The following is an 18,744-nucleotide window of genomic DNA, read 5'->3' as shown; positions in this document are numbered from 1 at the left end:
CGGTCACATCGTGACACGGGTGGGAGGACAGGCCTCCTCCCTCCCCCAGGTGTCGGTCCGGTAACGGACCGATCACCCGCTCATTAGACCCTTGACACCCCTAAAGGTCTAGGCCAAGCTCCGGTTACTGGTCTAAACCAATATGGATCAGATCCCGGCCCCACGGGCAGTACTTGGTACGTCACCGCGGCGGGCGAGGGAAGTGCAGAGCATCCCTGAGGAGGGTGGCGTGAAGCGCAAGCTCATCGCGGCGGTCGGAGTCGCGGGCATGGTGATCGGCCTCGCGGCGTGCGGTGGCAACGACGGCGACGACAAGGGCAAGACCGACGCCGGCGGCGCCAAGGAGATCACCGTCTGGGTGATGGACGGCTCCGCCCCGAAGGCCTGGATCGACGCCGTCAACGCCGAGTTCTCGGCCAAGCACCCGGGTGTCACGGTAAAGGTCGAAGAGCAGCAGTGGAAGGGCATCCAGGAGAAGGTCACGACCGCCCTCTCCGAGAACACCCCGCCGGACGTCCTCGAGCTCGGCAACACCCAGACCGCGGGCTACGCCGTCACCGGCGGCCTCGCCGACCTGACCAAGGACAAGGCCAAGCTCGGCGCCGACGCCTGGCAGAAGAGCATGCTCGCCTCGGCCGAGTACGACGGCAAGCTCTACTCCGCCCCCTGGTACGCGGCCAACCGCGTCGTCGTGTACGACAAGAAGGCCTACGCCAAGGCCGGCGTCACCCCGCCGACCACCCGCGACGAGTGGATCGCCGGCCTCGAGAAGCTGAAGGCCGCGGACCCCGCCTCGCAGCCGATCTACCTCCCCGGCCAGAGCTGGTACGTCCTCGCCGGCTTCATCTGGGACGAGGGCGGCGACCTCGCCGTCAAGGACGGCGGCAAGTGGAAGGGCGGCCTCGGCACCCCCCAGGCCGCGTCCGCGATGGAGTTCTACAAGAAGCTCCAGGCGTTCTCCACCGCCCCCAAGGACAAGGACGAGGCCACCCCGCAGCAGTCCACCGACGTCGTTCCCAAGGGCGGCGTCTCCTCCTGGATCGGTCTCGGCTGGGAGGCCGGCGGTGCGGAGAAGGCCCTGAAGGACGCGGGCAAGGAAGCCGACTTCGGCTACTTCCCGATCCCGGGCAAGACGGCCGACAAGCCGGGCACCGTCTTCCTCGGCGGCTCGAACCTCGCCGTCGCCGAGCGCTCCAAGAACAAGGAGCTCGCCAAGGAGTGGCTGGCGCTGGCCGCCGGCAAGGACCAGATGACGAAGTACGCCGCCGAGACCAAGGGCGCGCTGCTCCCGAACCAGGCCGGCGCGAACTTCACCCCGGCCGCGGGCTCCTTCGCCGAGGCCATGGGCAAGGGCGGCGTCAACGGCCGCATCACCCCGGTCACCCCGGGCTGGGCGAACGTCGAGACCGAGCCCAACCCGCTCAAGGAGTTCATGACCAAGGTCCTGAAGGGTGAGGACGCCGCCAAGGCGGGCGCGGACGCGGACAAGGAAATCGCGAGCCGCATCAACAAGTAGCACGTAGCACCGGGGGTGCGGCCGGCGCCCACGCGCCCGCCGCACCCCCGGTCGCGCATTGACAGACCTGTGCGACGCCCGACCGCAGCCGAGGTAACCAAGACATGACCGTGCACTCCCAGGGAGCGGTGAGCGCTCCACAGGACGCACCACCGAAGTCCGCCGGTGGGCGGCTGACGCCGCCCACGACCAAGGGGGCCGGCCCGTCGGCTCCGCGCCGGGGCAGAAAGCCGCTTCCCGCGGGCTGGCTGCCGTACCTCCTGATCGGACCCGCGGTCCTCAGCCTGGCCACGCTGCTGCTGTACCCGCTGATCAAGAACGTGATCCTGTCGTTCCAGAAGGTCGACAAGATCGAGTTCATCCAGCGCAAGGCACCCTTCAACGGGGTCGAGAACTACACCCAGCTGCTGGGCGACGCGCACTTCTGGACCGTCGTCGTCCGCACCTTCGCCTTCACCGCCGCCAACGTCGCGCTGATCATGCTGATCGGCAGCCTCGTCGGCATCCTGCTGAACCGCCTCGGCAAGTGGATGCGCCTCGTCCTGTCGATGGCCCTGGTGATGGCCTGGGCCATGCCGATCGTCGCGTCCGTCACCGTCTTCCAGTGGCTGTTCGACGAGCAGTTCGGCGTCATGAACTGGGTCATGCGCACCCTCGGCTTCACCGGCTACGAGCAGCACAACTGGTTCGAGTCCGGCTTCTCCACCCTGGTGATCGTCACGGTCCTGGTGGTGTGGGGCTCCGTCCCCTTCGTCGCCCTCAACATGTACGCCGGCCTGACCACCGTCAGCGGCGAGCTGTACGAGGCCGCGCGGATGGACGGCGCGAACGGCTGGCAGACCTTCTGGCAGGTCGTCTTCCCGAACCTCAAGCCGTTCTTCACCGTCACCACGTTCCTCGAGGTGATCTGGGTCTTCAAGGCCTTCACCCAGGTGTACGCGATGAACCGCGGCGGCCCCGACCGCGCCTCCGAGACCCTGCCCGTCTTCGCCTTCGTCGAGGGCCAGAGCCAGGGCCACTACGCGCTCGCGGCGGCGATCTCCGTCCTGACGATCGTGATGCTCGTGATCGTCATGTCCTTCTACTTCCGCCTGATCCTGAAGCAGGAGGAGGAGCAGTGAGCACCACCACCGCCCCGAAGCCCGCACCCGCCGCGCCGAAGCCCGCCAAGCCCGCGCAGCAGCTGCGCAAGCGCCGCCCGCTGCGCCCCGCCACGGTGGCGAAGAACCTGGGCGCGCTCGTCGTGGCCGTGGTCTTCGTCTTCCCCGTCTACTGGATGTTCTCCTCGGCGCTCAAGCCGTCCGGGCAGATCCTCTCCAAGGACCCCGTCTTCGTCTTCACCCCGACGCTGGACAACTTCACCAAGGCCACGGGCGTCGAGCTGTTCTGGACCTACGTGACGAACAGCCTGCTCGTCACCGTCGGCGCCGTCGTGCTGGCCCTGGTCGTGGCCCTCGCCGCGAGCTTCGCCATCGCCCGCATGAAGTTCAAGGGCCGCAAGGGCCTCGTACTCGGCGTGATGATGGCGCAGATGGCCCCCTGGGAGGTCATGGTCATCGCGATGTACATGATCGCCCGCGACGCCGAGATGCTGAACAGCCTCCCGCTGCTGACCGCGATCTACTTCGTGATGGTCCTGCCCTTCACCATCTGGACCCTGCGCGGCTTCATCGCCGCCGTCCCGGTGACGCTGGAGGAGGCCGCCCAGATCGACGGCTGCACCCGCGGCCAGGCCTTCCGCAAGGTGATCTTCCCGCTGCTCGCCCCCGGCCTGATGTCCACCTCGCTCTTCGGCTTCATCACCGCCTGGAACGAGTTCGCGATGGTCCTGATCCTCAACAAGGACAAGACCGCGCAGACCCTGCCCCTGTGGCTGACCCAGTTCCAGACCGCCTTCGGCAACGACTGGGGCGCCACCATGGCCGCGTCCTCGCTCTTCGCGGTCCCGGTCCTGGTGATCTTCGTCTTCCTCCAGCGCAAGGCCGTCGGCGGCATGACCGCCGGCGCAGTGAAGGGATAACGCCGCATGACCCTCCTTGCGCACGGCGCCGACACCCTGACCCGCGACGCCCTCGCGGTCCTCCAGCCCGGCTTCGAAGGCACCACCGCCCCCGCGTGGCTGCTCCGCCAGGTGGGCGAAGGGCTGACCGCCGTCGGCCTGTTCGGCCGCAACATCACCTCGCCCGGGCAGGTCGCCGCGCTCACGGCGCAGCTGCGCGCCGAGCGCGACGACGTCCTGGTCGCCATCGACGAGGAGGGCGGCGACGTCACCCGCCTGGAGGTCCGGGGCGGTTCGTCCTTCCCCGGCAACCTGGCCCTCGGCGCCGTCGACGACACCGGCCTCACCCGGGACGTGGCCCGCGAGCTGGGCCGCCGCCTCGCCGAGTGCGGGGTCAACCTCAACTGGGCGCCGTCCGCCGACGTCAACTCCAACCCGGACAACCCGGTCATCGGCGTACGGTCCTTCGGCGCCGACACCCGGCTCGCCGCCCGGCACACCGCCGCGTACGTCGAGGGCCTGCAGGCCGCCGGAGTCGCCGCCTGCACCAAGCACTTCCCGGGCCACGGCGACACCAACGTCGACTCGCACCACGCGCTGCCGCGCATCGACGCGGACCTGGACACGCTGGCCGCCCGCGAACTGGTCCCGTTCAAGGCGGCCATCGCGGCCGGCACCAAGGCCGTGATGAGCGCGCACATCCTGGTGCCCGCCCTGGACCCGACCCGCCCGGCCACGCTGAGCCCGCAGATCCTGACCGGGCTGCTGCGCAAGGAGCTCGGCTACGAGGGCCTCATCGTCACCGACGGCATGGAGATGAACGCCATCGCCGGGACGTACGGCATCGAGCGCGGCTCGGTCCTCGCCATCGCGGCCGGCGCCGACGCGATCTGCGTCGGCGGCGGGCTCGCCGACGAGGCCACCGTGCTGCGGCTGCGCGACGCCCTGGTCGCGGCCGTACGGGAGGGCGCGCTCCCGGCGGAGCGGCTCGCCGACGCCGCCGCCCGGGTACGGGAGCTGGCCTCATGGACCCGGCAGGCCCGGGCCGCCGCCGCGCCGGGCGCGCCGCAGGAGGGGAGCGCGCCCGGCATCGGCCTGGCGGCGGCCCGCCGCGCGCTGGTCGTCACCGGCGCCGCCGGGCCCGTGAGCGCGCCGTACGTCGCCACGCTCGCACCCGTCGCGAACATCGCGGTGGGCGACGAGACCCCGTGGGGCGTGGCGGCCGAACTGGCCGCGCTGGTACCGGGAACCGCCTCGGGGGTGTTCCCCGAGGGGGCCACGGCCGCCGACGTGCTCGCGGCGGCGGGGGAGCGCACCGTCGTGATGGTGGTGCGCGACGCGCACCGGCACCCGTGGATGGCGGCGGCGCTGGAGGCGCTGGTCGAGGCCCGGCCGGAGACCGTCGTGGTCGAGATGGGCGTACCGCGGGCCGAGCCGCGCGGGGCGCTGCACATCGCGACGCACGGTGCCTCGCGGGTCTGCGGCAGGGCGGCGGCGGAGCTGATCGCCGGGATCTGACCACTCCCGGAGCTCCCGGTCCGCCCTGTCCCGTGCCCCCAGGACGCCCTGTCCCGGGGGCACGGGCACACCCGGGCCCGTACGCTCCGTGCGGTCCGCGGGGTCTGTGGGGGCCCCGGCGGCCGTACGGACGCGCAAGGGCCGGGCTCCCCCGCGGGAGCCCGGCCCTTCGTACGCGTGGGAAGGTGCCGCCTAAAGCCCCTGCCACGCGGGCTTGTCGGCGTACGTGTGCCGGAAGTAGTCCGCGAGCTTCAGCTTCGACGCCGCCGCCTCGTCCACGACGACCGTGGCGTGGCGGTGCAGCTGCAGCGCCGAGGCCGGGACCAGGGCGGACAGCGGGCCCTCGACGGTCTGCGCGACGGCCTCCGCCTTGCCCTCCCCGGTCGCGAGCAGCACCAGGTGCCGGGCGTCGAGGATCGTCCCGATCCCCTGCGTGATGACGTGGTGCGGCACCTGCTCCATGTCGTCCTCGAAGAACCGCGCGTTGTCGACCCGCGTCTGCTGCGTCAGCGTCTTGATACGGGTGCGCGACGCCAGAGAGGAGCACGGCTCGTTGAAGCCGATGTGCCCGTCCGTGCCGATGCCGAGCAGCTGCAGGTCCACCCCGCCCGCCTCGGCCAGTGCGCGGTCGTACGCCTCGCACGCGGCCACGATGTCCTCGGCGGAGCCGTCGGGCCCCATGAACGAGGCCTCGGACAGGCCCAGGGGCTCCACGACCTCGCGCAGCACGACCGCGCGGTAGGACTCCGGGTGCCCGGCCGGCAGGCCGACGTACTCGTCGAGCTGGCAGATCCGCGCCCGGGAGGCGTCGACCTCGCCGCCCCTGACCTTCGCGGCCAGGGCCTCGTAGACGGGCAGCGGGGTGGAGCCGGTCGCCACGCCGAGCAGGGCGTCGGGCTTGCGGCGGACCAGGGAGGCCATGGCCTCCGCGATGAGCTCGCCGCCTGCCTTGGCGTCGGGGACGATGACAACTTCCACGCGGGGCCTGCCGATCTGGAGTGGGACGATGTGGTATAGACCAATCTAGCAGAGGCTGGGCGCCTGCGGCCGGTCCGTGCCCACTTCCGTTCGCTTCCGTCCGCCCCCGCCCCCCACTTCCATCGTCGGCCTCCCTGCCGGGGCCCGCAGCCCGGCCGCGGGGCGCTTCAGAGCAGCGACAGCTGCAGGCCGCCCGTCGCGTCCAGGTGCTGGCCCGTCACCCAGCGGGCGTCCGCCGAGGCCAGGAAGGCCACCACGTCGGCCACTTCCTCTGCCGTGCCCACCCGCCCGAAGACGGAGCGGGAGGCCGCGTGCGCCCGCGCCGCGGGGTCCGCCAGCCAGCCGGCGCTGAGCTCGGTGTCCGTGACCCCGGGGCCCACCGAGTTCACGGTGATGCCGCGCGGGGCCAGTTCGGCGGCGAGCGAGCGGGTCAGCGCGTTCACCGCGCCCTTGGCGGTGATGGTGGCCAGGATCGCCGGCAGGGCGATCTCCGGGGTGCCGGTCACGTTCACGATCCGGCCCCCGTCCCGCAGCCGTGCCAGGCCGTGCTTGATCACGAAGAAGGGCGCCTTCGCGTTGAGCGCGTGGACGCGGTCGTACGTCTCCTCGTCGGTGTCCGCGAGTCCGGCGAAGGTGGCGGCGCCCGCGTTGTTGACCAGGATGTCGACCCCGTCGGTGTGCAGCGGGTGCTCCTCGTACGCCGCCCACAGCGCCCGCGCGTCGCCCGGCACCCCGAGCTCCGCGCCGATCGCGAAGGCCCGCCCGCCCGCCGCCCCGATCGCGGCGACCGTCTCCTTCGCCGCCGCCTCGTTGCGCCCGTAGTGCACGGCGACCAGCGCCCCGTCCCGGGCGAGCCGCTGCGCCACCGCCCGCCCGATCCCCCGGCTGCCGCCCGTGACCAGTGCCGTCTTCCCCTTGAGCACGCCCATGACGCGCCCCCCTTCAGCATTTGCTAGTGGTCGCTACAGAAAGGGACCGTACCAGATTCCGTAGCGTCCGCTATAGAATCTGCGCATGGTGACCGGACAGCGCGGCAGGCCGCGCTCCTTCGACCGCGACGCCGCTCTCGACAAGGCGATGCTGGCCTTCTGGGAGCGCGGCTACGAGGCGACCTCGATCTCCGACCTGACCGCCTCGCTCGGCATCGGAGCGCCCAGCCTGTACGCCGCCTTCGGCGACAAGCGCAAGCTCTTCGACGAGGTCGTGGCGGTCTACGGCGGCCGGTACACCGATTTCGCGCGCGCGGCCCTGGCCGAGGAGCCCACCGCCGGGGCGGGCCTGCGCCGCGCCCTGCGCGAGGCCGCGCAGATCTACACGGACCCGGCCCACCCGCCGGGCTGCCTGGTGATCAGCGCGGCCGTCAACACCACCTCGCAGGAGGTCGCGCAGGCCCTGCGCGAGCGCCGCGACGCCAGCCTGGGGATGTTCGAGCGCCGGATCCGGGCCGATGTCGCCGGCGGCGCACTGCCCGCCGGTACGGACGCGCAGGCGCTGGCCCGCTACGCGCTGGCGGTGCTGATCGGGATGTCCCAGCAGTCGCGCGACGGCGCGAGCCGGGAGGAACTGGAAGCCGTGGCGGAGCTGGCGATGGGGGCCTGGCCGCGGTAGGGCCGGCGAGCGGGGGCGGGTCCCGGTAACGGTGCCGCGGGAGTCGCGTTCCTCTGGGCCACGGTGCCGGGTCGGGACCCTCAACCCGCCCGGCACCGCAGCCCGGAGTACTTACGGCCGGCGGGTGTGCGGTTCCCGGCGGCCGGTGGGAGGTGCCCGCGCGGTCAGGGCAGAGCGCGCGGCTTACCTCGATCCGTCCTCCTGTGCGGGGAGGGCGGAAGCATAGGGCAATTGTGGACTAGACCAATCTGTTCTGTCCATCCAATGACGGTCTCCACGATCCCGTCACTTCATCCAACAGTACGCGGCCGGAGTGCCTCCTGGATACTCCTGAGTAGTCGCGGTGGGGAAAGTCATGGCCCATACCCGGGGTACGCTCGGCCCGTGCCCTCCATGAACGACCTCGTACGCCAGCACACCGCTCTCAGTGAAACCGACCTGGAGTGGCTCCACCTGCTGGTCTCGGAGTGGCAGCTGCTCTCCGACCTCTCCTTCGCGGACCTCGTGCTGTGGGTCCCCACCCTCGACGGCACCCGGTACGTCTCGGTCGCGCAGATGCGCCCCAACACCGGCCCCACCTCGTACCAGGACGACATGGTCGGCCACCTGGTTCCGCGCGGGCGGCGCCCGCTGCTCGACGCCGCGCTCGACGAGGGCCGGATCGTGCGCGAGGGCGACCCGGAGTGGCGCGAGGAGGTCCCCGTCCGCGTCGAGTCCATCCCGGTGCGCCGCGAGGGCCGGGTGCTCGGGGTGATCGCCCGGAACACCAACCTGCTCACTGTGCGTACACCGAGCCGACTGGAGCTCACCTACCTCCAGTCCGCCTCCGACCTGGCCCAGATGATCGCGGCCGGCTCCTTCCCCTTCCCCGGCCAGCAGGTCGACATGGACGCCTCCCCGCGTGCCGGGGACGGCCTGATGCGGCTCGACGCCGACGGTGTGGTCACGTACGCCTCCCCGAACGCGCTGTCCGCGTACCACCGGCTCGGCCTCGCCGCCGACCTCGTCGGCCAGCACCTGGGCACCACCACCTCCGAACTCGCCCCCACCCGCGGCCCCGTCGACGAGGCGATCGTCAAGCTCGCCAGCGGCTGGGCCCCGCGCGAGACCGAGGTCGAGGGCAACGGCGGGGTCATCCAGCTGCGCGCCATCCCGCTCAAGCCCAAGGGCGTCCGGATCGGCTCCCTCGTCCTGTGCCGGGACGTGACGGAACTGCGCCGTCGCGAACGCGAATTGATCACCAAGGACGCGACCATCCGGGAGATCCACCACCGGGTGAAGAACAACCTCCAGACCGTGGCCGCCCTCCTGCGGCTGCAGGCCCGCCGGATGGATTCCGAGGGCGGCCGCGAGGCGCTCAACGAGGCCGTGCGCCGGGTCGGTTCGATCGCGATCGTGCACGAGACGCTCTCTCAGAACCTGGACGAGCGGGTCGAGTTCGACGAGATCGCCGACCGCGTGATCGCGATGGTCGCGGAGATCTCGCCGGGCAAGGTGGAGTGCCGGCGCACCGGACGGTTCGGAATCCTGGACGCGGAGGTCGCCACTCCGCTGTCGATGGTGCTGACCGAGATCCTCCAGAACGCCCTGGAGCACGCCTTCACCCAGGGGGAGGGCGGTCGGGTCGAGGTGTCCGCGATCCGTACCGGCTCCGGCCGCGCGGACGGCCGGCTGCTGATCACCGTGCTCGACGACGGCTCCGGTCTGCCCGAGGGCTTCGACCCGCAGCGCGCCGGGAACCTCGGACTCCAGATCGTCCGGACCCTGGTCGAAGGCGAACTCGGCGGCACGTTCGACATGCTCCGGGCCGAACCGCGCGGCACCAAGGTCGTCCTCGACATCCCGGCCAGCCCGCAGAAGTGATGACGGAACCGTCACTCAAAGTGACGGAGTCGGGCGGCCCCGCCGCGGACAGCACTGAGCCCCGAACCGAAAACCACTCGGTCCGGGGCTCAAGAGCACGTTGCTGAGCGCTGGTGTGGTGTTGCTACGCGCTGCGGCTCGAGGCTCGAAAGTCGATGTCAGGCGGTGGCGTTGCGCGCCCGATTGCGAGCGGCGCGGCGCTTCATCGCGCGGCGCTCGTCCTCGCTGAGACCGCCCCAGACGCCGGAGTCCTGACCGGACTCGAGCGCCCACTGCAGGCACTGCTCCATGACGGGGCAGCGGCGGCAGACGGCCTTGGCTTCCTCGATCTGCAGCAGCGCAGGACCGGTGTTGCCGATGGGGAAGAAGAGTTCCGGGTCTTCCTCGCGGCAAACGGCGTTGTGACGCCAGTCCATGGCTGCTCCATCTCCTTGTATTGCGGGCAGGTTGCTTGTGAATGTGAACGCTTTCACGAATCCCCCCGTGAGGGAAGGGCGACCGCCCAGTTTCCTGGAAGGTCAGTCAGGGACTCGTGGAGGGGTTCTGGCGGTCTGTGTGGGTGCCGGGTTCTGCGGGCTGTCCCGATCGCCATGAAGAGATTCGCAAACCTCGGACGGGGATACAACCCCTTCCGGAAAGTTTTTTTTGATTCGTCGGTGTCTACTAGGTCACAGCCCTACATCGTGAGGGTGGACCGGCGTGTAAACGTTCGAGTGAAAGGACTTTAGGCCCTTCCACTCACACAATCACACGCAGTGCCCGGCGTACGCCTGTGAACCGAACGCTGGTGCGCAGGCCGAGGTGGTCTCCGTCCATCTGGAACGGAAGGGGAACCTTCGAATGCAAGGTGAAGTCCGTCAGATCGTGCAGAGACACCGCATGCTTGCCGCGCGGACCGCGCTCAGGAGTCGAGGTCAGGAGCTGTGTGGCGTAGCGGGCGACCGTCGGAGTTGACAAACGGTTGAGTGCCAATACGTCAAGCGCAGTATCGAACGACGCCTCCGGGGAGGCGTAAATCGGGCGATTCCCCAGATACGTCCACGGCGAGGTGTTGCAGACTATCGACAGCACCAGGTCCGTCACGGGATCCGCGCCGGGACGCTCCAGCGTCACCGCGCCGTGGCGCCGGTTCGGCTCCTCCCAGAACTGGCGCATCAGCTGTCGTACATACAGGGCGTGCGTCGAACGCTTGCCGCGCTCCCGCTGCTGCTCGACCCGGCCCACCACCCCGGCGTCGAAACCGAAGCCCGCGCAGAAGGTGAACCAGCGCGCCGGAACCGACTCGTCCTCCGTGCCCGGAGTGCCGGCCGCCAGTCCGAGCCCCACCGTCCGCTCGCGCTGCTCCCGCAGCGCGTCGAGCAGGGCGCCGGTCGCCTCGACCGCGTCGTTGGGCAGTCCGAGCGCGCGGGCGAACACGTTGGTCGAGCCGCCGGGGACCACCGCCAGCCGCGGCAGCCGCTCCGGATCGGGTCCGTTGTGCAGCAGTCCGTTGACCACCTCGTTGACCGTGCCGTCGCCGCCGAGCGCCACCACGAGGTCGATGCCGTGCTCGGCGGCCCTGCGGCCCAGGTCCCGGGCGTGCCCCCGGTACTCGGTGGTCACCGCCTCCAGCTTCATCTCGCTGGCCAGGGCGTGGGTGAGGACGTCGCGCGTGCGCGCACTGGTGGTCGTTGCTGCTGGATTGGCCACGAGAAGTGCACGCATGACCGCCAGCCTACCGACCCGTACGGACGCGGCCCATACTGCCCGTCCCGTACGGGGCCGCGGGGGCGCGGCTACCCTGCTGGGGTGAGTACGAAGCCCACCCCCGCCCCGGCCCAGCCGACCGCCCCGCTGCCCCGGCGGCTCACCGCCGCCGCCGCGCTGACCGCGCTGGAGGGCCTGGCCCTGGCCGGCCTCGGCGCGTACATGCTGTTCGTGGGCATCGCCGGCGACCCCGACTCCCCGCAGCAGGCCGAGACCGGCGGGATCACGCTGTTCCTCCTCGCCGCGCTGCCGCTGGTCGCGGCCCGCGGGCTGCGGCTGGGCCGGCGCTGGAGCCGCGGGCCCGCGCTGATCACCCAGCTGATGGCGCTGCCGGTGGCCTGGACCCTGTACTCCACGGGCGGGGCGATGATCGCCGCCGCCGTGGCGCTGGCCGCGGCCGCGGTGGCCGTCTCGGCCCTGCTGGTGAACCCGACGGCGACCGAGGCGCTGGGAATCGGGCCCGGCGAGCAGGCCCGATAGCCCGTTCTTCGTTCCTACTCCTCGACGAGGAGCTTCTCGCGCAGCTGGGCCAGGGTGCGGGCCAGCAGCCGGGAGACGTGCATCTGGGAGATGCCGACCTCCTGTGCGATCTGCGACTGGGTCATGTTGCCGAAGAACCGCAGCAGCAGGATCCGCTTCTCCCGCGGGGGCAGCCCCTCCAGGAGGGGCTTGAGCGACTCGCGGTACTCGACGCCCTCCAGCGCCTCGTCCTCCGCGCCCAGCGTGTCCGCCACCGCCGGCGACTCGTCGTCGGTGTCCGGGACGTCGAGGGAGAGCGTGCTGTAGGCATTGGCCGATTCCAGCCCCTCCAGCACCTCCTCCTCGGAGATCCCGAGCCTTTCCGCGAGCTCGTGCACGGTGGGGGAGCGGCCGTGCTGCTGGGACAGCTCCGCCGTGGCCGTGGTCAGCGAGAGCCGCAGCTCCTGCAGGCGCCGCGGCACGCGTACGGCCCAGCCCTTGTCGCGGAAGTGCCGCTTGATCTCGCCGACCACGGTGGGCGTCGCGTACGTGGAGAACTCGACCCCGCGGTCCGGGTCGAAGCGGTCCACCGACTTGATCAGGCCGATGGTGGCGACCTGGGTCAGGTCGTCCAGCGGCTCACCGCGGTTGCGGAACCGCCGGGCGAGGTGCTCGACCAGCGGCAGGTGCATCCGTACGAGCCGGTTGCGCAGCTCCGCCTTCTCCACCGAGCCGTCGGGCAGCGCCCGCAACTCGATGAACAGGGCCCGCGCGCCGCTGCGGTCGCGCGGATCGGGCAGCACCGGGGGTGCCGGCGGCAGCGGCGTGGCCGCCTCCGACTGTCCCCCCACCGGTTCCGGTTCCGTTTCCGGGGCCGTGGCAGCGGCCCCGGGTGGTTGTGAGACGTGTGGTTCTTCGTGCTGGTTGTCGCTCATAGGGCCCGCCCGTCGCTCCGCCGAGTCCAAAAAGCCGTATTCCGCATCCGCGTCAGCCGGGTGCGGCCGGGCGTGCTGCTGCTCCGGGATGCCGCCGTCGACCTCGTGCCGTACCCGGGGCCGATCCCCACCCCGCACCGGGATCTCCCCGCCGTTCACGCCGGGCCTGGACCCGCGCCGCGCTGTTTGTAGAGGCTGATGCTCACCGTCCGGTCCTCCTCGACCGTGGACTCGACCTTGCCGGCCAGCGCCGACAGGACGGTCCAGGCGAACGTGTCGCGCTCGGGCGCACGTCCGTCCGTGGTCGGTGCGGAGACCGTCACCTCCAGCGAGTCGTCGACCAACCGGAACACGCAGCTGAGGACGGAGCCCGGCACGGCCTGTTGAAGCAGGATCGCGCAGGCCTCGTCCACCGCGATGCGGAGGTCCTCGATCTCGTCGAGGGTGAAGTCCAAACGTGCCGCGAGGCCGGCCGTGGCCGTTCGCAGCACCGACAGGTAGGCACCCGCAGCGGGCAGCCGGACTTCCACGAAGTCCTGGGTCCCGGGCTCGCCTGCGATCTGGGACACCCTCACCTCCAAGGTGGTACGAGCTCTGTTCGCCGGTGACGCTATCGCGATCCGGGCGATCGTGTCGCGGCACCCCTCATGGGGCCTGTTACAGGCACCCCCGCCTACGGCCAGTGACTGATGGTATGCCCTTGGGTACGCACAGTGGCTAGGGGTCTGCGGGCCCAAATCAGGGGAACCGGCGGAGGGTTGACCTACCCCGACTCAGACGATCGAACCGTCGGGATAACACCACCGCCAGGTCTCGCCCGGCTCGAAGCTCCGCATGACCGGATGGCCGGTGCTCTGGTGGTGCGCGGTGGCGTGCCGGTGCGGGGAGGAATCGCAGCATGCCACGTACCCGCACTCCAGGCACATCCGCAACTGCACCGGGTGGTCGCCCAGTGCCAGACATTCGGAGCATGTCAGGGCACTCGGGACGGGCTCGGGGCGCGGCAGTTCGGCAACGTGGGTGCACTCGCTCATGATGGCCAGCGTACTGACGTGCGGGCGCCTCAGGACGACATGCCGGTCAGCGACGACGAGCGAGGATGGATCTTCGATGGAGGTATTGCCGCTGGTGGCGCTGGTGGCGGGCAGCGCGGTCGTTGCGGGGGCCGCCCGGTGGACCCGGGTGCCCGCGCCCCTGCTGCTGGTCGCCGCCGGTCTGATCGCCGCGTACATCCCGGGCGTGCCCTCGTACGCCCTCGACCCGCACATCGTGCTGCCGCTGCTCCTCCCGCCGCTGCTGTACACGGCCGCGGTGGACAGCTCGTACCTGGACCTGCGCGCGAACATCCGGCCCGTCGCGCTGCTGTCGGTCGGGTACGTGCTCTTCGCGACGGTCGCCGTCGGGTACGTGGCGTACCTGGCGGTGCCGGCGCTCTCGCTGCCGGTGGCGCTGGTGCTGGGCGCGGTGATCGCGCCGCCCGACGCGGTGGCCGCGACGGCGATCGCCCGCAAGCTGGGGCTGCCGAACCGGATCACGACCATCCTGCAGGGCGAGTCCCTGGTGAACGACGCCACCGCGATCACCGCGTACAAGGTCGCGCTGGCGGCGGTGGTCGGGGTGGGCGCCGGCTGGGCCGGCGGGATCGCGGAGTTCCTGCTGGCCTCGGTGGGCGGCGTCGGCGTCGGTCTGGTGCTGATGGTGCCGATCCACCACCTGCGCAAGCGGCTGCGGGAGCCGCTGCTGCAGAACACCCTGTCGCTGCTGATCCCGTTCGTGGCGTACGCGGCGGCCGAGCGGGTGCACGCTTCGGGCGTGCTCGCCGTGGTCGTGGTCGCGCTGTACCTGGGGCACCGGAACTGGCAGGTCGACTTCGCGACCCGGCTCCAGGAGGAGGCGGTGTGGCGGATGGTCGCCTTCATCCTGGAATCGGTGGTCTTCGCGCTGATCGGCCTCCAGCTGCCGGTGGTCCTCAAGGGGCTCGCGGAGTACGAGGGGTGGGACGCGGCCTGGTACGCGCTGGTGGTGTTCGTGGCGGTGGTGGTGGCCCGCTTCGTGTGGGTGTTCCCGGCGACGTTCGTGCCGCGGCTGTCGGAGCGGATCCGGACACGGGAGCCGGACACCAGCTGGAAGTCGCCGGTGGTCGTCGGCTGGGCGGGGATGCGCGGGGTGGTCTCGCTGGCGATCGCCTTCTCGGTGCCGATCAGCGTGCCGCACCGGAACCTGATCCTCTTCCTGACCTTCACGACGGTGATCGGCACGCTGGTCGTGCAGGGGCTGACGCTGCCGCCGCTGATCCGGCTGCTGCGGCTGCCGCAGCGCGACGCGCAGGCGGAGACCCTGGCGGAGGCCCAGGCCCAGAGCGAGGCCTCGCGCTCGGCCGAGGACCGGCTTGCGGAGCTGCTGGCGGAACCGGAGAACGCGCTGCCGCCGCCGCTGGCGGAGCGGCTGCGCACGGTGATGGAGCGCCGCCGCAACGCGGTCTGGGAGCGGCTCGGCGAGGTCAACCCGGTCACGGGCGAATCGGCGGACGACGTCTACCGCCGCCTGGCGCGGGAGATGATCGCGGCCGAACGCGAGGTCTTCGTGAACCTCCGTGACGACCGCCGCATCGACGACGAAATGCTCCGCAGCCTCCTGCGCAGACTGGACCTGGAGGAGGCGGCGGCCTACCGCGAAGACGCGGCCTGACGGCCCGGGCGGGGAGCGGTGCGGGCCCGTCCCCCGTCACGGGCGGCCGGTGACCACGGCCGTCAGGGTCGTGCCCGGGGGGAAGGCAGCCGATTCGGCGAGCGCCGCCAGGGCCCACAGCAGCTTGGCCACGTAGATGCGCTCGACGGGGAATCCGTGCCGCTCCCCGAAGTCCGCGGCGAACGCCTCCAGCCGTGCGGGCACACGGGCGTAGCCTCCGTGGTCGAACCCCTCGGCCAGGCTCCACACCCCGGCCGGCCCGCCGAAGGCCGCCTCCTGGAGGGAACGTATCTCCGCCCCCAGGAAGCCACCCGCCAGCACGGGAACGCCCAGCGCCCGCTGCCCCGGCCCCAGCCCCGCCGCGAGCCCGGCCAGCGTGCCCCCCGTACCGCAGGCCACGGCGACCACGTCCGACACGCCCCGCAGCTCGCGCCCCAGCTCCGCGCACCCCTCCAGCGCGAGCGCATTGCTCCCGCCCTCGGGGACGAGGTACGAGGACCCCGCCCGGGCCTGCGCCAGCAGCCGGTTGCGCATCTCCGGCTCCGCCTTCCGCCGGTACTCCGAACGCGTGACGAAGTGCAGCCGCATCCCGTCCGCCGCGCACCGCGCGAGCGAGTCGTTGAGCGGCCGCCCCGCGAGTTCGTCGCCCCGGACGATCCCGACGGTCGGCATCCCCAGCAGCCGCCCGGCCGCCGCGGTGGCCCGCAGGTGGTTGGAGTACGCCCCGCCGAAGGTCACGACCCCGGGGAAGCCGCCCTCGACGGCGGCCCGCAGATTCGGTGCGAGCTTGCGCCACTTGTTGCCGGGCAGCTCGGGGTGGACCAGGTCGTCGCGCTTCACCAGCAGCCGTACCCCGTACCGCCCGAACCGCTCGTCCTCCAGCTCCACCACCGGTGAAGCCGGGCGGGGCCGCAGGACGGAGCCGGGGTCAGGGGAGTGGTTCACCCACCCATTGTCCGCCCCGGGCCGTCGGTCGGGAGGCGCAGGTGGACGTACGGGACCGTCGCGCCCTCGAGGGTGTAGCGGTCGGACTCCGTGAAGCCGCGCGAGCGCGCGAAGCGCAGGCCGTCCTCGTTGGAGGCCAGGACGATCGTCTCGATCGTGGCGGGGGCCGGGACGAGGGCGCGCGCCTCGGCGAGGCCGTGGGCGTAGAGCGCGGAGCCGAAGCCCTGCCCGCGGTGGGCGGGCAGGATCCGGGCGATCACGGTGGCCACCGAGGGGGCGTCGGCCGTGGGCCGGCGCACGGTCGTGCAGCCGACGAGCACGTCACCGGCGTACGCGACGTCCAGGAGGTGGCGCCCGGCCCGCTCGCGCACCTCGCCGAGGGTGAGGGCGTCCGGGGGAACGGTCAGGTTGTGGACGTGGCGCCAGTCCTGCAGGGAGGCTTCGCCGGCCACCCGTTCGATGCGGAGATCATCGGTCATCGGGCCAGGGAAGCCGGTGGCTCTTCCCGGCGTCAACTCCCTTATTTGAGGCGCTCTCCCACCCGGGCCCGGAACGCGTCCATCGTGAAGCCCTTCGGGTCGATCTTGCCGGGCTGCCACTCCAGGTGGCCGATCACCGAGCGTCCGGTCCAGCCGTGGACCCGGCACAGGGCCGCCGCCGCACGGGCCATGGCGTCCAGCTGGACCTCCGGCCAGGGGTCGTGGCCGTCGCCGAGGTTCTCGCACTCGAAGCCGTAGAAGTGCCGGTTGCCGTCGGTGTTCGCGCGGCGGTCCGGCGGGAGCCGCTTCTCCGCGATCACCGCCGCCAGGACGTCGGAGTCGCCCGCCCCGGCGTGGTTGGCGCGGCCGTAGCCGACCAGGTGGACCCGGCCGTCCTTGGTGATCACGCCGTGGCAGAGCGGTCCGGGGAGGTCCTCGTCCCCGTCGCGGCAGAGCTCGACGGTGAACTTCGTGCCGTGCGTGACGGTGTGGTGGATCATCACCCCGTTCACCGGGCCCCACGGGCCCTTGTGGTTGCGGTTGTGGGTGCGCCAGGCGCCGACCTCGACGACGGTCAGGCCCTCGTTCCGCAGTGCGCCGATGAACCGGTCCGCGGACATGGGTGCGGACATGGCCGCCTCCTCTCCGGGTGCACGGTGGTCACATTGCGTGTCCACCTCGTTGCTCTCCGGTGTAGTGGAGGCGGCCCCTCCGGGCCAGTGCTTTCGTACAGCGAGCGAGTCGATCCGGACACTCGTCCCGGCCGGCCCACCCGTCGCAGGGGTTACGCGGAGGCCGGTGCGGGGGTCTCGGCCGAGGCCAGCCACAGGTCCGGGCCGAACACCTCGTAGTGGATGTCCGAGGCCGGGACGCCCTTGGCGAGCAGCTGCGCGCGCACGGCCCGCATGAAGGGCAGCGGCCCGCACAGGTACGCCGTCGTGCCCGGGGCGAGCGGTACGTCCGCCAGGTCGAGGCGGCCCTCGCCGTCGCCCGGCTCCGCGCCGGCCTCGTACCAGAAGCGGGCCGAGCCGTCGGCGAGCTTGTGCGTCAGGGCCCGGTGGTCGGCCCGCAGCGCGTGGTCGGCCGGGGAGCGGTCGGCGTGCAGGACGGTCACGGGGGCGGCGTGCCCGGTGTCGGCGAGGTGTTCCAGCATCGACAGCATCGGGGTGCAGCCGATCCCGGCCGAGACGAGCAGGACCGGCGCGGCGGAGTCCCGCAGGACGAGGTCGCCGTACGGGGCCGAGACGCGCAGGGTGTCCCCGGTCGCGATCCGGGCGTGGAGGTGGTTCGAGACCTCGCCGTCGGGGCCCTCGCCGTGGACCCGCTTGACGGTGATCGAGCGGACGGGGGAGCCGGGTGCGCCGCAGAGGCTGTACTGGCGTATCTGCCGGGACCCGTCGGCCAGTTCCACCTGGACCGAGACGTACTGGCCGGGCTTGAAGGAGGGGGCGGGGGAGCCGTCCGCCGGGGCGAGGTGGAAGGTGGTGCAGTCCGCGGTCTCCTCGACGCGGGCCGCCACCGTCCAGGTGCGCCACACGTCGCCGGCGAGCACCTGCTGCTCGGCGTAGAGCCGCTCCTCGATGGCGATCAGGGCGTTGGCCATCAGCCAGTAGACCTCGTCCCAGGCCTCGGCCACCTCCGGGGTGACGGCCTCGCCGAGGATCTCGGCGATCGCCGCGAAGAGGTGCCGGTGGACCACCGGGTACTGCTCGCGGGTGACGCCGAGGGAGGCGTGCTTGTGCGCGATGCGCCGCAGCATCACGTCGGGCCGGGTGTCCGGGTGGGCGACGAGGTGGGTGGCGAAGGCGGCGACGGAGCCGGCGAGGGCCTGCTTCTGGAGGCCGGCGTTCTGGTTGCCGCGGTTGAACAGGTCGCGGAGCAGCTCGGGGTGGGCGGCGAACAGCTTCGTGTAGAAGAGGTCCGCGATGTCGCCGATGGCCGCGCCGACGGCGGGCAGGGTGGCGCGTACGGTCTCGGTCGACTTCTCGGACAGCATGGGGGCTCCTCTTC

At 71.7% G+C, this 18,744-nt stretch carries 19 protein-coding genes; 8 read left to right on the top strand and 11 right to left on the bottom strand.

Annotated elements, in window-relative coordinates; genetic code table 11:
• Positions 1 to 229 precede the first annotated feature (229 nt).
• The 4 genes from ACFY1T_RS00880 (at position 230) to ACFY1T_RS00865 (ending at position 5,033) form a co-directional block, all read left to right on the top strand.
• The gene (locus tag ACFY1T_RS00880; protein WP_030859358.1) at positions 230 to 1,516 is read left to right on the top strand and encodes an extracellular solute-binding protein; all 1,287 of its coding nucleotides are present in this window, start codon (positions 230 to 232) and stop codon (positions 1,514 to 1,516) included.
• 104 nt (positions 1,517 to 1,620) lie between these two features.
• Positions 1,621 to 2,637, top strand: a complete 1,017-nt coding sequence (locus ACFY1T_RS00875; RefSeq protein ID WP_390786439.1) for a carbohydrate ABC transporter permease — start codon at positions 1,621 to 1,623, stop codon at positions 2,635 to 2,637.
• Between the two features lie 80 nt (positions 2,638 to 2,717).
• Entirely contained in the window at positions 2,718 to 3,536 is an 819-nt protein-coding gene (locus tag ACFY1T_RS00870; protein WP_030859354.1) for a carbohydrate ABC transporter permease, read from the top strand.
• Between the two features lie 6 nt (positions 3,537 to 3,542).
• Positions 3,543 to 5,033 (top strand): glycoside hydrolase family 3 protein, encoded by a 1,491-nt coding sequence (locus ACFY1T_RS00865; RefSeq protein WP_390786438.1) that lies wholly within the window; start codon positions 3,543 to 3,545, stop codon positions 5,031 to 5,033.
• Positions 5,034 to 5,225: 192 nt separating this feature from the next.
• On the opposite strand, the gene nagB is transcribed toward ACFY1T_RS00865, so the two are convergent.
• Together nagB and ACFY1T_RS00855 are read right to left on the bottom strand one after the other, a co-directional pair.
• Complete coding sequence (gene nagB, locus ACFY1T_RS00860; protein WP_030859351.1) at positions 5,226 to 6,011, bottom strand: glucosamine-6-phosphate deaminase; 786 nt, start codon at positions 6,009 to 6,011, stop codon at positions 5,226 to 5,228.
• A 167-nt stretch (positions 6,012 to 6,178) separates the two neighbouring features.
• The gene (locus ACFY1T_RS00855) at positions 6,179 to 6,940 is read right to left on the bottom strand and encodes an SDR family NAD(P)-dependent oxidoreductase (RefSeq protein ID WP_390786437.1); all 762 of its coding nucleotides are present in this window, start codon (positions 6,938 to 6,940) and stop codon (positions 6,179 to 6,181) included.
• Positions 6,941 to 7,025: 85 nt separating this feature from the next.
• Here ACFY1T_RS00855 and ACFY1T_RS00850 point away from each other — a divergent pair, with 85 nt between their 5' ends.
• Both ACFY1T_RS00850 and ACFY1T_RS00845 read left to right on the top strand, forming a co-directional pair.
• A complete protein-coding gene (locus ACFY1T_RS00850; protein ID WP_390786436.1) occupies positions 7,026 to 7,619 on the top strand; it encodes a TetR/AcrR family transcriptional regulator in 594 nt (197 codons plus the stop codon).
• Between the two features lie 393 nt (positions 7,620 to 8,012).
• Positions 8,013 to 9,482 (top strand): sensor histidine kinase, encoded by a 1,470-nt coding sequence (locus ACFY1T_RS00845; RefSeq protein ID WP_030859346.1) that lies wholly within the window; start codon positions 8,013 to 8,015, stop codon positions 9,480 to 9,482.
• Positions 9,483 to 9,640: 158 nt separating this feature from the next.
• Here the strand turns inward: ACFY1T_RS00845 and ACFY1T_RS00840 are convergent, their stop codons facing one another.
• Together ACFY1T_RS00840 and ACFY1T_RS00835 are read right to left on the bottom strand one after the other, a co-directional pair.
• Positions 9,641 to 9,898 carry a WhiB family transcriptional regulator gene (locus ACFY1T_RS00840; RefSeq protein WP_004937597.1) on the bottom strand — a complete coding sequence of 86 codons (258 nt, stop codon included), beginning with the start codon at positions 9,896 to 9,898 and terminating at the stop codon, positions 9,641 to 9,643.
• A gap of 322 nt (positions 9,899 to 10,220) precedes the next feature.
• Positions 10,221 to 11,186: a diacylglycerol kinase family protein gene (locus ACFY1T_RS00835; RefSeq protein ID WP_030859344.1), complete on the bottom strand. Its 966-nt coding sequence runs from the start codon at positions 11,184 to 11,186 to the stop codon at positions 10,221 to 10,223.
• A gap of 84 nt (positions 11,187 to 11,270) precedes the next feature.
• Between ACFY1T_RS00835 and ACFY1T_RS00830 the strand changes: the two genes are divergently transcribed.
• Positions 11,271 to 11,708, top strand: coding sequence for a hypothetical protein (locus ACFY1T_RS00830; RefSeq protein WP_390786435.1), 438 nt, complete (start codon positions 11,271 to 11,273; stop codon positions 11,706 to 11,708).
• 14 nt (positions 11,709 to 11,722) lie between these two features.
• Here the strand turns inward: ACFY1T_RS00830 and ACFY1T_RS00825 are convergent, their stop codons facing one another.
• The 3 genes from ACFY1T_RS00825 to ACFY1T_RS00815 all read right to left on the bottom strand — a co-directional run bounded on the left by ACFY1T_RS00825 (position 11,723) and on the right by ACFY1T_RS00815 (position 13,656).
• The gene (locus ACFY1T_RS00825; RefSeq protein WP_390786434.1) at positions 11,723 to 12,781 is read right to left on the bottom strand and encodes an RNA polymerase sigma factor SigF; all 1,059 of its coding nucleotides are present in this window, start codon (positions 12,779 to 12,781) and stop codon (positions 11,723 to 11,725) included.
• The gene (locus ACFY1T_RS00820; protein WP_030153599.1) at positions 12,778 to 13,191 is read right to left on the bottom strand and encodes an anti-sigma regulatory factor; all 414 of its coding nucleotides are present in this window, start codon (positions 13,189 to 13,191) and stop codon (positions 12,778 to 12,780) included. The genes ACFY1T_RS00825 and ACFY1T_RS00820 overlap by 4 nt, the downstream gene beginning before the upstream one ends.
• 204 nt (positions 13,192 to 13,395) lie before the next feature.
• Complete coding sequence (locus tag ACFY1T_RS00815) at positions 13,396 to 13,656, bottom strand: UBP-type zinc finger domain-containing protein (RefSeq protein ID WP_078860133.1); 261 nt, start codon at positions 13,654 to 13,656, stop codon at positions 13,396 to 13,398.
• A 76-nt stretch (positions 13,657 to 13,732) separates the two neighbouring features.
• Here ACFY1T_RS00815 and ACFY1T_RS00810 point away from each other — a divergent pair, with 76 nt between their 5' ends.
• A complete protein-coding gene (locus tag ACFY1T_RS00810) occupies positions 13,733 to 15,310 on the top strand; it encodes a Na+/H+ antiporter (protein WP_390786433.1) in 1,578 nt (525 codons plus the stop codon).
• Positions 15,311 to 15,346: 36 nt separating this feature from the next.
• Here the strand turns inward: ACFY1T_RS00810 and ACFY1T_RS00805 are convergent, their stop codons facing one another.
• The 4 genes from ACFY1T_RS00805 to ACFY1T_RS00790 form a co-directional block, all read right to left on the bottom strand.
• Positions 15,347 to 16,255 carry a 1-aminocyclopropane-1-carboxylate deaminase/D-cysteine desulfhydrase gene (locus ACFY1T_RS00805; RefSeq protein WP_390786432.1) on the bottom strand — a complete coding sequence of 303 codons (909 nt, stop codon included), beginning with the start codon at positions 16,253 to 16,255 and terminating at the stop codon, positions 15,347 to 15,349.
• On the bottom strand, positions 16,252 to 16,734 hold the full coding sequence (locus tag ACFY1T_RS00800) for a GNAT family N-acetyltransferase (protein ID WP_390786431.1): 483 nt from the start codon (positions 16,732 to 16,734) through the stop codon (positions 16,252 to 16,254). The genes ACFY1T_RS00805 and ACFY1T_RS00800 overlap by 4 nt, the downstream gene beginning before the upstream one ends.
• 41 nt (positions 16,735 to 16,775) lie before the next feature.
• Positions 16,776 to 17,366: an N-acetylmuramoyl-L-alanine amidase gene (locus tag ACFY1T_RS00795; protein ID WP_390786430.1), complete on the bottom strand. Its 591-nt coding sequence runs from the start codon at positions 17,364 to 17,366 to the stop codon at positions 16,776 to 16,778.
• 152 nt (positions 17,367 to 17,518) lie between these two features.
• Complete coding sequence (locus tag ACFY1T_RS00790) at positions 17,519 to 18,730, bottom strand: globin domain-containing protein (RefSeq protein ID WP_390786429.1); 1,212 nt, start codon at positions 18,728 to 18,730, stop codon at positions 17,519 to 17,521.
• Positions 18,731 to 18,744 lie beyond the last annotated feature (14 nt).

Origin of the sequence: Streptomyces sp. NPDC001194 (assembly GCF_042896985.1) — a bacterium.
Classification (GTDB): Bacteria; Actinomycetota; Actinomycetes; order Streptomycetales; family Streptomycetaceae; genus Streptomyces.
Note: the sequence above shows the minus strand (reverse complement) of the source record. Positions and strands in the feature narration are given on the sequence as shown.

Coding starts and splice junctions, on each gene's coding strand:
- ACFY1T_RS00865 (WP_390786438.1), top strand. CDS start 3,543: ATGACCCTCCTTGCGCACGGCGCCGACACCCTGACCCGCGACGCCCTC.
- ACFY1T_RS00800 (WP_390786431.1), bottom strand. CDS start 16,734: ATGACCGATGATCTCCGCATCGAACGGGTGGCCGGCGAAGCCTCCCTG.
- ACFY1T_RS00875 (WP_390786439.1), top strand. CDS start 1,621: ATGACCGTGCACTCCCAGGGAGCGGTGAGCGCTCCACAGGACGCACCA.
- ACFY1T_RS00835 (WP_030859344.1), bottom strand. CDS start 11,186: ATGCGTGCACTTCTCGTGGCCAATCCAGCAGCAACGACCACCAGTGCG.
- ACFY1T_RS00815 (WP_078860133.1), bottom strand. CDS start 13,656: ATGAGCGAGTGCACCCACGTTGCCGAACTGCCGCGCCCCGAGCCCGTC.
- ACFY1T_RS00795 (WP_390786430.1), bottom strand. CDS start 17,366: ATGTCCGCACCCATGTCCGCGGACCGGTTCATCGGCGCACTGCGGAAC.
- ACFY1T_RS00840 (WP_004937597.1), bottom strand. CDS start 9,898: ATGGACTGGCGTCACAACGCCGTTTGCCGCGAGGAAGACCCGGAACTC.
- ACFY1T_RS00855 (WP_390786437.1), bottom strand. CDS start 6,940: ATGGGCGTGCTCAAGGGGAAGACGGCACTGGTCACGGGCGGCAGCCGG.
- ACFY1T_RS00790 (WP_390786429.1), bottom strand. CDS start 18,730: ATGCTGTCCGAGAAGTCGACCGAGACCGTACGCGCCACCCTGCCCGCC.
- ACFY1T_RS00845 (WP_030859346.1), top strand. CDS start 8,013: ATGAACGACCTCGTACGCCAGCACACCGCTCTCAGTGAAACCGACCTG.
- ACFY1T_RS00810 (WP_390786433.1), top strand. CDS start 13,733: ATGGAGGTATTGCCGCTGGTGGCGCTGGTGGCGGGCAGCGCGGTCGTT.
- ACFY1T_RS00850 (WP_390786436.1), top strand. CDS start 7,026: ATGGTGACCGGACAGCGCGGCAGGCCGCGCTCCTTCGACCGCGACGCC.